We start from the raw sequence: 14,390 nt of genomic DNA on the forward strand, positions 1-14,390 counted from the left end.
CGAGGGGATACGAGGACGTGGAATACACCACCGGCACACCCTCGTGGCGGCTTGTCCTGCGCCGCGCGTGGCGGGGTCTGCGGCCGCATCGTCCCAGCCTGCGCATGGGGGGCTGGTCGGCCGGTGTCCCATTGATCGCCCTCGCTGCGGGCCTGCTCTTCACCACCTCGGCCACGATCGCGGACGGCACGGCGTTGCGCGACGACCGCCGTCCCCAGCTGACCCAGCTGATCGCCGACAAGCGCGTACGCCTCGACGCGCGCGAGCAGGTGGCGGCCAAGCTGCGGGCCGAAGTCGACCAGGACACCGCCCGGCTGGCCGAGGTCGACGCCCCGGTCGGAGCGGCCCGCCGGACCACCGAGGGGCTGCGCGCGCCCGCGGGCTTCACCGCCCTGCAGGGGCCCGGGCTGACGGTGACCCTCGACGACTCCTCGCGCCGCAGCAACGACTTCGTGGCGGCCAACGCCCCCGACAACGACGACCTCGTGGTGCACCAGGGCGATGTGCAGGCCGTCGTCAACGCGATGTGGGCCGGTGGGGCCGAGGCAATGTCGATCATGGATGTCCGCGTGATCTCCACCAGCGCTGTACGCTGTGTCGGCAACACGCTGCTGCTTCACGGCCAAGTTTTCTCGCCGCCGTTCACGATCACCGCAATCGGCGAACCCACAGGGATGCGTCGCGCGTTGGAGTCCGCGGAAGGGGTCCAGCAATTCCGGGATGCGGTCGCTGACTTCGGCCTCGGCTATACGGAAACCGTCGAGAGGAACGTGACAGTGCGGGCGTACGACGGGTCGAGTGACCTCCGATCCGCGCGGGTTGCCGGGTAATGGCTGACAACACGTCCGCGGGCAGTGGGTCGGGACGGCATCGCGCCCCCGACACCGACGCCCAGACGGCGTTCATCCCGCGCATCAGCGACGCGTCGCCCGACGGTGTGCCCGGGGGTCCGCTGGCCCCGCCGATCGGCCTGGGCGCGGCCCCGCGCTCGGCCCCGCCTTCGCTGCCACCACCGTCCCCCTCGGCCGCCGAGACCGCTGTGCTGCGCACCGACGAGGAGGTGCAGCAGCGGATCGCCGCCGGCGGCTCCCTCGGCGCGGCCGCGCGCGCCGTGCGGCCCGCCTCGGCACCGCCCGGCCGCCAGGATTTCGAGTTCTTCACCACGACCGAGCCCCGGCCGGCCACCCATCAGCCGGCCGCCCAGCAGCAGCCGCCCCAGCCGCAAGCGACCCGTCACCAGGCCGCCTACCAGCCCGCCGCTCAGCAGCAGTCCGCGCCGCGGCCACCCGCGCCACCGGCCCCGGTCGTGCCACCGCCGCCCACCGGCACGCCCGGGCCGCCCTCCGCGCCCCTTCCCGGCCGCGCCCCGGGCTGGACCTACGAGCACGGCGTCCCGGTCAACGGCCCGCAGTACACCGAGTCGTTCGGCGCCTCCGCGCAGGCCCCGCCGTTCCGAGCCGCTCAGAACGCCCGTACGCCGTCTGCGGGCCCGGAGGCACCCGGCACCCCCGGCCAACCCCTCAACGGCCATTACAGCGGCGGCGAGCAGGCCTTCACTTCGGCCGAGCCCTACGGCCGCCGCCCCGACGGCCCCTCGTACGAGGCGCCGAGCAGTCTCTACAACAGCGGCGCCTACGGCGAGCCGGTCGCTCGCGACGGGCGTGCGGGAGGGAACGGCTTCTTCGAGCCCCGCCCCGAGCCCGCCGGCCCGCCGCAGGCCTTCCGCCCGCCCGCCACCACCGGCGCTCACCCAGCCGGCGCGGTGAGCCCCGGCGGCCAGGTGCGCTCCAGTGTCCCGGTCAGTCCCGGCTCCACCCCGCGCCACGAGCCCGCCCCGCCGGGCGACCCGGGCGAGACCGCCGTCATCCGTACGTCGGACGCGCCGACCGGGCTGCTCCCGGCCGTGCCGCGGCCCGACGAGCAGCCCTCCCCCATCAAGGCACCCACCGCGCTCCTCTCCGCGGTCCCGGGCGTCGCCGCGCAGGCCGCGAAGGCGAAAGCCGAGCCCGACGCCGTGCTGGGCGCCGCCTCGGTCGCCCCGCCGGGTCCGGGCGGTCCGAGGCCCCCGGCGGAGGAAGAGGCCGTGGCCGAAGCACCCAGGCGGGGCGAGAAGGTCGTCAAGCTACGACCGGAGCAGACCGGCGAGGGTTACAAGAGCGTCTACTCCGAGATGACCCGGCCCAGCCTGGGCTCGCGCATTCGCGGCGCCATCCGCGTCTCGGGCGAGTTGATGATCACCTTTGGTCTGATCGTCCTGCTGTTCGCGGGCTACGAGGTGTTCGGCAACTCGGCCAAGGTGCAGGACGAGCAGAACGCCCTCGACACCGAGCTCGACGAGGTGTGGAACGACCCGACCGTGGGCCCGAGCGCGTCGACCGCCGCCAAGGCGCCCGCCGCCCCCGGATCCAACCTGGTCGGCCGGCTCTACATCCCGAAACTCGACAAGGAGTGGGTGGTCGTCGACGGCGTGCAGCCCGACGACATCCGATACGCGCCGGGCCACTACCCCGACTCGGCCAAGCCGGGCCAGGTCGGCAACTTCTCGGTGGCCGGTCACCGCATCAAGAAGATCTTCTGGCGGCTCGACGAGCTCAAGGACGGCGACGTGATCGGCGTCGAGACCCGCACCAACTGGTACGTCTACAAGGTCTACCAGCAGCAGGTCGTGAAGCCGAGCGCCGTCGAGGTGGTGGCGCCCGTGCCCGGCAAGCCCCGGGCCCGGCCGACCCAGTCGCTGCTCACGCTGACGACCTGCAACCCGAAGTACAACAACTACGAGCGGCTCATCATCCACGCCGAGCTGGTCTCGACGTCCAAGCGTGACCAGGCCCAGCCCAACGCCGGCATGCCGGCCGAGATCAAGGGGGCCTGACGCCGATGTACGGCTGGATCTGGCGCAAGCTCCCCGGCGGTGTCTGGGGCAAGCTCATCGGGTCGCTCGGCATGATCGCCGCCACGACCGCCCTGCTCTGGTACGTGGTGTTCCCGTGGGCCACGCCGCTGCTGCCGTTCGACGACGTGCAGGTCGGCACGGGCACCGAGCAGCAGGGCCCCGACGGCGGGGGCAACGCCGACGTGACCAGCACGGACAGCCCCGACCACGAGGGTCCGGACGACATTCCGTACGACACCGAGTCGAACCAGCCCCACCCCTCCGACGCCGCCCAGATTCCCGGTGATTGACGTGCGCATCCTGGTCCTCGACAACTACGACTCCTTCGTCTTCAACCTGGTGCAATATCTGGGGCAGCTCGGCGCCGAGTGCGAGGTGCGGCGCAACGACGAGATCTCGGTGGCCGACGTCGGCTCGTTCGGCGCGGCGGGCATTCTGCTGTCACCCGGGCCCGGGACGCCCGAGCGCGCCGGCATCACCATGGACGTGATCAAGGCGTACGCCGGGAAGGTCCCCATGTTCGGGGTCTGCCTGGGCCATCAGGCGATCGGGGCCGCGTTCGGGGCCACCGTGACCCGCGCACCCGAACTGCTGCACGGCAAGACCTCCGAGGTGCACCACGGCGGTACGGGGGTGCTGGCCGGGCTGCCCGAGCCGTTCACGGCCACGCGCTACCACTCGCTCGCCGTCGTGCCCGAGACGCTGCCGGCCGAGCTCGAGGTCACCGGTCGTACGGAGTCGGGGGTGGTCATGGCCATGCGCCACCGCGAGCTGCCGATCGAGGGCGTGCAGTTCCACCCCGAGTCGGTGCTCACCGAGGGCGGGCACACGATGCTGGCCAACTGGCTCGCCTCCTGCGGCCTGCCGTCCGCGCTCGAGAAGGCTCCCCCGCTGGCAGCCGAGGTCGAGACCCGGCGCCGCGCGGCGTTCGCCACCGCCTGAGCCAAAAAACGGCCGCTTCCCGATGCCGGGAGCGGCCGTTCTCGTGGCGTCGTCAGTCGCGGCGCACCGGGGTGATCGGATAGTTGATCAGGCCGTTGGTGCCCGATCCGGAGCCGGTGCCCCCGGCGTTGCCTGTGCCTCCCGTGCCCGGCGACTCGGTGTCGTCCGGGTCGGGCGTGGTCTCGTTCGGGTCGGGCTCGGCGACGACCGTCAGGGTGACCTTGTCCCCCTTCGTCACCGTCGAGTTCGCCCTCGGGTTCTGCTCGACCACGGTGCCCGGGACCCCGTTGGGATCCTGGACGAGCACGGTGTTGACGTTGAAGGGGCCCGCGTTGTCGAGGGTGCCCATCGCCGTCGCCACCGACTTGCCCACCACGTCGGGCATCCTGGTCTGCCGGGCGTTCGAGATCTGCACCGTCAGCGTCTGGCCCGGCTCGACCGTCTGGCCCGCCTTCTCGACCTTGACCACGGTGCCTTCCTGCTTGAGGCTCGGCACTTCCTCAAACTTGACCTTGAAGCCGAGGCCCTCGAGCCTGCTCTTGGCCGCGTCACGGGTCGAGCCGACCAGGTCGTCGGGCACCTCGACCTTGTCCGGCTTCTGACAGAGCTGATAGCGCACCTGCTGGTCGGCCGCCACCGTGGCGTTCGCCTGCGGGACCTGCTTGATGACCGTGCCGTCGCAATCCTGGCTGATCTGCGGCTCGTCGCGATCGATGTCGGAGATGCCCGCCGTCTTGAGAAGCGCCAAGGCTTCCGCGTCGGTCTTGCCCTCCAGGTCGGGCATCTTGTACGTCACCGGGGCCGAGGTGGGTGTGTCGCCGGCGTTGGTCTCGTTCGCGTTGTTGCGCATCTGGGCCAGCGCCACGCCCAGCACGATCACCACCAGCACACCGAGGGCGGCCAGCGACGCCCACACCCACGTCGACCGCCGCTCCGGCGGGCGCGGCCCACCGGCCACGGGACGCTGCATGGTCGTGGCGGCCTGCGGCTGCCACTGCCGCGACGGCGGGCCCTGCATGGCCATCGTCTCGGCCTCGGTCATCACCGGGGTGGCCAGCACCGGACGCCCGGCCACGGCGCGCAGCGCGTCGGCCCGCATCTCCTGCGCGCTCTGATAGCGGTTCATCGGGTTCTTGGCCAGGGCCTTGAGCACGATCGCGTCGACGTCCGGCGGGACCTCGTGGTTGATGTCGCTGGGGGCCTTGGGCTCTTCCCGGACGTGCTGGTAGGCCACGCTGACCGGGCTGTCACCGACGAACGGCGGGTGGCCGACGAGCAGCTCGAACAGCACACAGCCGGCGGCGTAGACGTCGGATCGCGCGTCGACCGACTCGCCGCGGGCCTGCTCGGGCGACAGATATTGCGCCGTGCCGATGACCGCGCTGGTCTGCGTCATGGTGGTGGCCCCGCTGGCCAAGGCCCGCGCGATGCCGAAGTCCATGACCTTGACCTGGCCGTTCTGCGTGATCATCACGTTGCCGGGCTTGATGTCCCGGTGGATGATGCCGTGCCGGTGGCTGAACTCCAGGGCGGCGCAGATGTCGGCGATCATTTCGAGGGCCCGGCGCGTCGGGATGCGCTGCTCCTGGGCGAGCACCTCCTTGAGGGTCCGCCCGTTGACGAACTCCATGACGATGAAGGGCAGCTTCTCGCCGGTGGACGAGATCTCCTCGCCGGTGTCGTAGACGGCGACGATCGCGGGGTGGTTCAGGGCCGCCGAGTTCTGCGCCTCGCGACGAAAACGCTCCTGAAACGTCGCGTCGCGGGCCAGGTCGGTGCGCAGCATCTTGATCGCCACGTCACGGCCGAGCCGGAGGTCGCGTCCGCGGTGCACCTCGGCCATGCCGCCGTAGCCCAAGAGCTCGCCGACCTGATACCTGCCACCGAGCAGGCGGGCCTGCGCCGTCATAGCCTCTGTCGTCCTTCGTTAGCTCTGATCCAGCCGGGGTTCGCACCCGCCTGCGTAGTTAGACGGTACGACGCCACCGTTGGCTCCCCGACGGTGCCGCCCAACGCGTTGTTCTTCTGCTGGTTGTAGAGGAACGAGATCACCCCGGCGCAGAGCAGGACCAGAAGCGCCAGGACCACAGCCAGCACGATCAGCACCTGCCGCCCGCCGGAGCTCTCGGGCTTGGCGGCGGGTGCCGGCTGTGATTGATACGGCTGACGGTAGGGCTGCGGTTGAACGGGTGGTCCGGAAGGTACCGACGCCGCTCCGCGGGCGCCCGAAACGGGCCGGGGCACCGGCGGGTAAGGCGGGCGGGCCGTGCCGGCCATGGGCGAGCCCGGCATCGGGGCGCCGCTGGACGGGCGGCTCTTCGGGTGCACCGGCGCGGGGCTGACCGGGCCGGCCGCGCGGGCCGGGGCGCCGGTGGGTGCCTGAGCCGGGTTGGCCAGCGAGGCGGCGGCCTGCCGGGCCACGGCGGCCAGCGCCGACGCGGACGGCCAGCGGGCGTTCGGGTCCTTGGCCAGGGCGCGGTCGACGATCGTGCGGACCTGGGGCGGGATGTCGCCGGGCAGCGGGCGCGGCGTCTCCCGCACGTGCTTCATGGCGATTTCCATCGGCGTCGCGCCGTCGAACGGCCGGTGCCCGGAGAGGCACTGGTAGGCGACCACGCCGAGCGCGTAGACGTCGGAAGCGGACGTCGCGACCGCGCCGGAGGCCTGCTCGGGCGAGATGTAGGACGCCGTGCCGAGCACCGAGCCGGCCACGGTGAGCTGGCCCACCAGAGCCGAGCGGGCGATGCCGAAGTCGGTCAGCACCAGTGTGCCGTTGGGGCGGACGAGCAGGTTGCCGGGCTTCACGTCGCGGTGAACGATGCCGTTGGCGTGGGCCGCCTGCAGGGCATCGGCGGCCTGGGCGATCAGCGCCATCGTGCGGGCCGGGGTCAGCCGGCCGACCCGGCTCAGCGTGCGCGAGAGTGCATCGCCCTCGACGTACTCCATGACCAGGAACGCGAGCTGCTGGTCACTGCCGTAGTCGTAGACGTCGACGACGCCGGGGTGGTTGATCGTGGCCATCGTGCGGGCCTCGCCCCGGAACCGCTCGGCGAAGCCGGGCTCGTCGAGCAGCGCGGGCAGCAGGATCTTGACAGCGACCGTCCGGCCCAGCACCTCGTCGGTGCCGCGCCAGACATCGCCCATCCCCCCTCCGGCGATCCGCTCGTCGAGAACGTACCGGCCGCCGAGGGTCACCCCAGGGCTGATCATGCTCAGTTCCCTCCCTGACCCGCCGCGGCCTCCATGATGAGCCCGGCGATCCGGGCCGCCTCGGCGCTGGCGTGGCCACCGGGCACGTTCTCAAGCATGACGCACGCCGCCGAGACCGCCTCGCCCTTGTCGTTGAAGGCGAACCCGACGAACCAGCCGTGCGGGTCGGCGCCCTCGGCGTTCTGGGCCGTGCCGGTCTTGCCGCCGACCTCCATGCCGTCGATGCGGGCGCGCTTGCCGGTGCCGTTCTCGACGACGCTGACCATCATGTCTTTCAGATCGTCGGCGACCTGACCGTTGATCGGCTCGCGGAGCACCTTTCCTTTGGCCGTGTAGATCGTCCGGAGGTCGGGGCTGGTCAGCTTCTGCACCAGGTAGGGGCGCATCTGCTTGCCGCCGTTGGCCACCGTGGCGGCGATCAGGGCGCCCTGCAGCGGGGTCATCCGCACGTCGCGCTGGCCGAGCGACGACTGGGCCAGCGCGCCCTTGTCGACGCTGCCGTCCGGGTTGGCGATCTTGCCGGTGTCGCTCATCGCAACCGGCAGGCCGCTGCCCTCGAGGTCGCCCACGGTCAGCTGGTCGTCCTCGAAGCCGAACGCCTTGGCCGCGGCGAGCACCTTGTCACGGCCCAGCGTCACGCCGAGCCGGGCGAAGCCGGTGTTGCAGCTGGTGGTCAGCGCGTCCTTCAGATCAATCTGGCTACCAGGGCAAACTTCGTCCTCGGAGTTGCGGATGACCGCGCCGCTCTCGCGGTATTCGCGCCCCGCTTCGATCTCGGTCTCGGTTGTATAACCGTTTTGGAGCGCGGCCGCCGAGACGATCACCTTGAAGACCGAGCCGGGGGGCTTGGTCTCGGCGGTCGAGCGGTTCAGCAGCGGCTGGGCCGGGTCCTTGTTGAGCTTGTTGTAGGCCGCCGCGGCCGCTTTCTCGTCGTGGCTGACCAGCGGGTTCGGGTCGAAGCTGGGCATCGACACCATGGCCTGGACGGCCCCCGTACGCGGGTCGATCGCGATCGCCGCGCCCTTGGTGACATTGCGCTCGTTGTCGTTCAGCTCTTTCCAAGCCGTCTCTTGCGCCTTGGTGTTGAGCGTCAGCAGCACGTTGCCGCCACCGGTGTTGTTGCCGGTGAACATGTCCTTGACCCGGTCGGCGAAGAGCTTGTCGCTCTCGCCCGAGAGGAAGTCGTTCTCGGCGTTCTCGATGCCGGTCGCGGCCAGGCCGACGGGCCGATACCCGAGGACCGGCGCGTAGACCTCCTTACGCGGATAGACGCGCAGGTACTTCAGGGCGTCGTCGGTGATCTTGTTGGTCGCGACCCCCTGGCCGCCGGCCTCGATCACGCCGCGGGGGCGCTCGTACTGGGCGACCACCACGCGCCGGTTGTAGTCGTTGGTGCGGTAGTCGTCCGCTTTGTAGGCCTGTACCCAGTTCAAGTTGGCGAAAAGCAGCCCGAACAGGACGAGGATGACCACGCCGGCCCGTCGAAGTGGTGCGTTCACGGCTTGATCACCTCCGTCATGGCGCCGTGCAGTTGTGCTGGTGCTTTCTTACCTCCGCCACCGGCCCGATCCGTGCCGCCGCCGCTGGCCGCCGGGCCGCGCGCCGCGTTCGAGATGCGCAGGAGCATCGCGATCAGCAGCCAGTTGGCCATCAGCGAGGAGCCGCCGGACGAGAGGAACGGGGTCGTCTGACCGGTCAGCGGGATCAGCCCGGTGATGCCACCCAGGATGACGAAGATCTGCAAACCCAGCGTGAACGACAGGCCGCCCGCGACCAGCTTGCCGAACGAGTCCCGCACGGCCAGCGCGGACCGCAGGCCGCGTTCCACGATCAGCAGGTAGAGCACCAGGAGCGCGGAGAGCCCGAACAGGCCGATCTCCTCACCCATGCCGGCGAAGATGAAGTCGTTCTGCACCTCGGGCACGAATCGGGGCGAACCGCCGCCCGGGCCGGAGCCGAACAGGCCGCCGGTGCCCAGCGAGAGCAGACCCTGCACCAGCTGATAGCTGCCGCCGACGCGCTCGTAGTTCTCGCTGTCGAACGGGTTGAGCCAGACCTGGGCGCGGTCGTAGAAGTTGGCGAACGGGCCGCCGACCGAGGCGCCGAGCAGGTAGGCCACGTAGACACCGCCGAAGAACAGCAGCAGACCGATGATCAGCCAGCTGGACCGTTCGGTGGCCACGTAGAGCGTCACGATGAACAGGCCGAAGTACAGCAGCGCGGTGCCCAGGTCCTTCTCGAAGACCAGCACCAGGAGGCTGAGCAGCCAGACCGTGACGACCGGGCCGAGGTCACGGCCGCGCGGGAAGTCGATGCCGAGGACCCGGCGGCTGGCCAGCGACAGCACCTCGCGCTTGCGTACCAGGTAGTAGGCGAAGAACGAGACCAGCGCGATCTTGGCGAACTCACCGGGCTGGATCGAGAACGACCCGATGCGGATCCACAGCTTGGCCCCGTTGACCTCGGAGAGGCTGCGCGGCAGCACGGCCGGGATCATCACCAGCACGATGCCGGTCAGACCCAGGGTGTACGCGTACCGGGAGACGACCTTGTGATCGCGGACCACCAGCAGCAGGACCGCGGCCAGGATCAGCGCGATCAGCGTCCACGCCAGCTGGCGGCCGCCGATGCCGGAGAAGATGCCCGGAATCGGCTGCTTCTCGGAGAGTGCGTCACCGATGTCGAGCCGCCGCAGGAAACCCACACCCAACCCGTTGATCAGCGCGACGGCCGGGATGAGCACGGGATCGGCGTACGGCGCGGTGTAGCGCACCACGAAGTGCAGGCCGAGGAAGAGGACGCTCAGCAGCGCGGCGGGCACCCAGAAGGTCGGGGTGATCTCGCCGATCCGGCCCGCTTCGACTGTCGCGCCGTACGCCGCCACCAGCACCATGGCGAACGCCAGCAGACCCAGCTCGGCATTGCGCTGGGTCTTCATTCCCGGGATACGCGCCATCTCGCCCGTGGAAGCGGGCGAGGAAGCAGGCACGGCGGGCGCGGTCAAGAAGGATCCCCAGACATGGTCGAGCCGAAGCTCAGTTGACGGTCCGGCACCCGACCGGATCGGCAGCGGGCGCAGACTCGGAAACCTGAGCGGACGGCGTGGTCACGGGCACGGAGGTGGGCACCGAGCCGTTGGTGCCGGCTGCGGTGCTGCCGGTTCCGGTGCCACCGGCGGCAGTCGTGCTGCCGGGGGCGGCCGGTCGGCCGCTGGTCCCGGCGCTCGGCAGGACCGGTGGCGCCGCCGTGGCGGGCGGCGTGGTGACGGTGTCGCAGAGCGGCTTGAGGTTCGGGTTCGACGGGGTCTCGTCGGTCAGCTCGGCCAGCATGCGCTGGGCGTCCGGCCGGTCGTTGGCGTGGATGCCCTCTTTGACCCGATCCTGCGCGACCGTGGTGAGGTCGTCGAGGCGGGACGGGCTGGTCTCGTTGACGCTGGACAGGTCGAGGCCGGCGATCTGGCCCGGAACCCCGCGGAAGATCGCGAGCTGCCCGGCCTCGGTGGCGCCGACGTAATACTGATCCTGCGTGTACTGGTAGCCGAGCCACAGACCGCCGCCGAGCACGCCCAGCAGCACCAGCACGAGCAGGGTGGCCCGCACCGGGTGCCCCTTGGGCTCAGGCTCGGCATAGGTGTCCCGCTCGGGCTGCGGCTGGGCCGGGCGAGGCGCCTGCAGCGCGGCGGCCCGGGCGGCCGAGGTCGAGCTGTCGGCCACCGTGTTGTTGCCGCGGTCGATGGCCGCGGCGCCCCCCACGATCGGCGCCTGCTCGACGATGTCGGCGTCGGTCGCGTCCGCGATGACCACCGTGATGTTGTCGGGACCGCCGCCGCGCAGGGCCAGCTGCACCAGACGCTCGGTGCAGGCCTGCGGGTCGGCCAGCTCGCGCATCGTCTGGCCGATGGTCTCCGCGCTGACGACGCCGGAGAGGCCGTCGCTGCAGATCAGGTAACGGTCGCCCTTGAGTACCTGACGCACCGAGTACTCGGGGTCGATGTCGCGACCGTCGAGCGCTCTGGTGAGCAGCGACCGCTGCGGGTGGCTGCTCGCCTCCTCGGGGCTGACCCGGCCCTCGTCGACCAGCATCTGGACGTACGTGTCGTCCTTGGTGATCTGGGCGAACTCGCCCCCGCGGAGCAGGTAGGCCCGGCTGTCGCCGATGTGCACCATGCCGAACTTGCTGCCCGAGAAGAGCACCGCGGTCAGCGTCGTGCCCATGCCCTCGAGTTGCGGGTTGGCGTCGACGGTGTCGCGCAGCTGTTGATTGGCCGTGCCGACCGCGTGGCGTAAGGCGTCCACCATCGCGTCGCCGGGGACGTCCTCGTCGAGCGGCGCCATGGCGGCGATGACGATGTTGGAGGCGACGTCACCGGCGGCCATGCCGCCCATACCGTCGGCGACAGCAAGCAGCCGCGGCCCGGCGTAGACGGAGTCCTGGTTCAGGTCTCGGATCAGACCGCGGTCGCTCTGAGCGGCATAGCGCAGGGTCAGGGTCATGGCCGTAACTCGAGAGAAGTGCGACCGATACGGATCGGTACGCCAAGGGGGACGGGAGTAGGTCCGGAGACCTTACCGCGGTCGAGGTACGTGCCGTTCGTCGAGCCGAGATCCTCGACGAACCACTGACCGTCCCGCGGAACGAGCCGCGCGTGCCGGGCCGAGGCGAAATCGTCGGTGATGACGAGGGTCGAATCCTCGGCACGACCGATAGTGATCGGAGCCTCGCTCAGCGTGATGCGCGTGCCGGACAGCTGGCCGGCCGTGACCACGAGTTGCCGCGCCGCCTTACCGCGTTTCGCCTTCGCGGGCCGGCCCTCGGGCACCGCGCCACCCACCCCCCGAGGGCTGGCGACGATGCTCTTGGACCGGACCCCAGCGAAGAGATCCCGGCGGATCACTCCCACCACCGTGAACACGAAGATCCACAGCAGGATGAGGAAGCCGAACCGGGCGACGGTGAGGACGAATTCGGGCAAGGTGCTTAGCCGTCCACTCGGAACGTCAGCGTGGTGGTGCCCAGCTGGATCATGTCGCCCGGGTTGAGCGCCACAGCCGAGACCCGCTGGCCGTTCACCATCGTGCCGTTGGTCGAACCCAGGTCGGTCAGCACGACCTGGTTGCCGTCGTAATCCAGACGGGCGTGCCGGCGCGAGATGCCGACGTCGGGCAGGCGCAGGTTGGCCTGGTCGCCGCGGCCGATCACCGTCGAACCCATCTGCAACGGGTAGGTGCGGCCGTCACCCGAGATGAGGCCCACACCGCCGCGGCCGTTGGGCGCGCCGCCGCCGTGCTGATAGCCACCCTGCTGTTGCTGCTCGTAGGGCGGGTACTGCGGGCCCGCGTCATACGCCGGCTGCTGCACCGGGGCGACCTCGCCGCCGGTGTAGACCTCGGCGGTGACCCGGAACATGCCCGTGTCGAGCCCGTCACCACGCTCGATCTCGACGATCACGTCGCCGTAGACCGTCCACGCCTGCTCCCCGATGAACTCGGCCTGCGACTGGGCCAGCTCCTGGGCGAGCGCGGCGGCATACGGCGCCAGCCGGCTGTGGTCGTAGGGCGAAAGGTCGATCACGTAGCGGTTCGGCACGAGAGTCCGGCCACCGGCGAGGATGGCCTTGTGTGCTTCGGCCTCCCGCTGCATGGCATTCAGGATCTCCACCGGGTGCACGACACCCTTGAACACCTTGGCGAAGGCCCCTTCGACAAGGCCTTCCAATCGCTTCTCAAAGCGCTGCAGCACGCTCACCGGCTCCTCCTCGGCTTCCGAGGACATGATGGTATCCGGCCGCCGCTTGCGCATCTGTAGCTCAAGAGCGACCGGCACTTCTGACCCTCGTATGACACCCGTAGACGCCGTGCTAGTCTTCCCTGGCGTCACGGGCGATATCAACTCGCTTGGTGACGTGCGACAGCGTAGTCTGTCGCAGCCCGTAACAAAAAGGCAGGCCTCCGGGCCGGCTTCATAAAGCCACGGGGATGTGGCGGAATGGCAGACGCGCACGGTTCAGGTCCGTGTGTCCGAAAGGACGTGGGGGTTCAACTCCCCCCATCCCCACGAGTCGCAGGAGCCCCTGTTCGCTGAGAAGCGCGAACCGGGGCTCCTCGTCATATCTGCACCGGAGCCGGTCGCTCGGGCGCCCCACGTCACGGTGGGCGCGGTGTGGTGTATTTCTCACGTTTTGTGGGGCTGCCGGCTACGCCGAGACGATCCAAAACCCCGCTTTGGTCGCCCTGAGTGATGGTCACGGTGTGGTCCCAACATCATGACGGGGCGGCAACAGGTGGGCAGAGGGGCTGAAAACGGGATGCGCCGCGTGCCGGGCGCGTCGGGCGGGCGGCCCCTCGGCTCCTAATGGGTGATGGGGATGCGGAAGGCTATGCTCGGCGGCGAAAATTGACGGTGACGCCTAACCCGAGGATGCCTTCGTGAGTGCCCAACAGGCCGCTACTCAGACCGGCAAGCGCAGTGTGCTCGGAGTGTTGGTGGACGTCACTGACTATGCGGACGCGACTGCCCGGATCATGGAGGCGGCTCAGGAGCGGCGGCCCTATGCCGTGACCGCGCTGGCGGTGCACGGGGTCATGACGGGAGTGCAGGACAAGGCGCACAACGCGCGGCTCAACTCCTTCGACCTGGTGACGCCGGACGGGCAGCCGGTGCGGTGGGCGCTGAACAGCGTGCACCACGCGGGGCTGACGGATCGGGTGTACGGGCCGACGCTGACGCTCAAGGTCGTGGAGCGGGCGGCGGCCGAGGGGCTGCCCATTTATCTGTACGGGTCGACGCAGCCCACCCTGGAGCGGCTCGTGCCGGCCCTGGAGAAGATGTTCCCGGCGCTGAAGATCGCGGGGGTGGAGGCGTCGAAGTTCCGGACGAGCCACCCGGGCGAGGCGGAGGAGATCGCCGAGCGGATCAAGAGCTCGGGGGCACGCATCGTTCTGGTCGGGCTCGGGTGTCCGCGGCAAGAAATCTTCACGTACGCGATGCGTCCGCTTCTCGACATGCCACTTCTTGCCGTCGGGGCCGCGTTCGACTATCACGCCGGCCTGCTCAAGAACCCGCCCGCGTGGATGCAGAAGTACGCGCTCGAGTGGCTGTGGCGCCTGGGCCTCGAACCGAAGCGTCTGTGGAAGCGATACGTGCTGCTCAACCCGGCCTACCTGGCCCGGCTGGCGGCTCAACGCAGCGGCCTGTGGAAGGCGACCCCGCCCGCGCCGGCCACCGAGCCGGTCACCACGTTCGCTGTCTGAACTGGACCGCCTCAGGGTCGCGACAGGGTAATCACCGACACCCCCTACGGGGTCCGGTCGGGTGGAAACCCGGTTTCGTCCTGGCGCCACCGGGT

12 protein-coding genes and 1 tRNA gene are annotated in these 14,390 nt (G+C 70.2%); 6 read left to right on the forward strand and 7 right to left on the reverse strand.

Annotation, left to right across the window (positions count from 1 at the left end; genetic code table 11):
* Positions 1-17 precede the first annotated feature (17 nt).
* Genes BKA14_RS30885 through BKA14_RS30900 form a run of 4 tightly spaced genes read left to right on the forward strand, consistent with a single transcriptional unit; the run spans position 18 to position 3,835 of the window.
* Positions 18-830, forward strand: a complete 813-nt coding sequence (locus tag BKA14_RS30885) for a DUF881 domain-containing protein (RefSeq protein WP_184954306.1) — start codon at positions 18-20, stop codon at positions 828-830.
* A complete protein-coding gene (locus BKA14_RS44435) occupies positions 830-2,872 on the forward strand; it encodes a class E sortase (protein ID WP_239093119.1) in 2,043 nt (680 codons plus the stop codon). Before BKA14_RS30885 ends, BKA14_RS44435 begins: the two co-directional genes overlap by 1 nt.
* A gap of 5 nt (positions 2,873-2,877) precedes the next feature.
* On the forward strand, positions 2,878-3,183 hold the full coding sequence (locus tag BKA14_RS30895; RefSeq protein WP_184954307.1) for a hypothetical protein: 306 nt from the start codon (positions 2,878-2,880) through the stop codon (positions 3,181-3,183).
* A gap of 1 nt (position 3,184) precedes the next feature.
* Positions 3,185-3,835, forward strand: a complete 651-nt coding sequence (locus tag BKA14_RS30900; protein ID WP_184954308.1) for an aminodeoxychorismate/anthranilate synthase component II — start codon at positions 3,185-3,187, stop codon at positions 3,833-3,835.
* Positions 3,836-3,887: 52 nt separating this feature from the next.
* Here BKA14_RS30900 and pknB read toward each other — a convergent pair whose 3' ends face one another.
* The 7 genes from pknB to BKA14_RS30935 form a co-directional block, all read right to left on the reverse strand.
* Entirely contained in the window at positions 3,888-5,744 is a 1,857-nt protein-coding gene (pknB, locus tag BKA14_RS30905) for a Stk1 family PASTA domain-containing Ser/Thr kinase (protein ID WP_184954309.1), read from the reverse strand.
* Positions 5,741-7,045, reverse strand: coding sequence for a serine/threonine-protein kinase (locus BKA14_RS30910; RefSeq protein ID WP_184954310.1), 1,305 nt, complete (start codon positions 7,043-7,045; stop codon positions 5,741-5,743). Before BKA14_RS30910 ends, pknB begins: the two co-directional genes overlap by 4 nt.
* A 2-nt stretch (positions 7,046-7,047) precedes the next feature.
* Positions 7,048-8,544 (reverse strand): penicillin-binding transpeptidase domain-containing protein, encoded by a 1,497-nt coding sequence (locus BKA14_RS30915; RefSeq protein ID WP_184954311.1) that lies wholly within the window; start codon positions 8,542-8,544, stop codon positions 7,048-7,050.
* Complete coding sequence (locus tag BKA14_RS30920) at positions 8,541-10,001, reverse strand: FtsW/RodA/SpoVE family cell cycle protein (protein ID WP_184957057.1); 1,461 nt, start codon at positions 9,999-10,001, stop codon at positions 8,541-8,543. Before BKA14_RS30920 ends, BKA14_RS30915 begins: the two co-directional genes overlap by 4 nt.
* Before the next feature lie 79 nt (positions 10,002-10,080).
* Complete coding sequence (locus BKA14_RS30925) at positions 10,081-11,538, reverse strand: PP2C family protein-serine/threonine phosphatase (protein WP_184954312.1); 1,458 nt, start codon at positions 11,536-11,538, stop codon at positions 10,081-10,083.
* Positions 11,535-12,017, reverse strand: coding sequence for an FHA domain-containing protein FhaB/FipA (locus tag BKA14_RS30930; protein ID WP_133873756.1), 483 nt, complete (start codon positions 12,015-12,017; stop codon positions 11,535-11,537). The genes BKA14_RS30925 and BKA14_RS30930 overlap by 4 nt, the downstream gene beginning before the upstream one ends.
* A 5-nt stretch (positions 12,018-12,022) precedes the next feature.
* Positions 12,023-12,817, reverse strand: coding sequence for an FHA domain-containing protein (locus BKA14_RS30935; protein ID WP_184954313.1), 795 nt, complete (start codon positions 12,815-12,817; stop codon positions 12,023-12,025).
* A 199-nt stretch (positions 12,818-13,016) separates the two neighbouring features.
* Here BKA14_RS30935 and BKA14_RS30940 point away from each other — a divergent pair.
* Positions 13,017-13,099: transfer RNA gene (locus tag BKA14_RS30940), tRNA-Leu, on the forward strand.
* 371 nt (positions 13,100-13,470) lie between these two features.
* Entirely contained in the window at positions 13,471-14,295 is an 825-nt protein-coding gene (locus BKA14_RS30945; RefSeq protein ID WP_498370438.1) for a WecB/TagA/CpsF family glycosyltransferase, read from the forward strand.
* Positions 14,296-14,390: the final 95 nt, after the last annotated feature.

This window comes from Paractinoplanes abujensis (assembly GCF_014204895.1).
Classification (GTDB): domain Bacteria; phylum Actinomycetota; class Actinomycetes; order Mycobacteriales; family Micromonosporaceae; genus Actinoplanes; species Actinoplanes abujensis.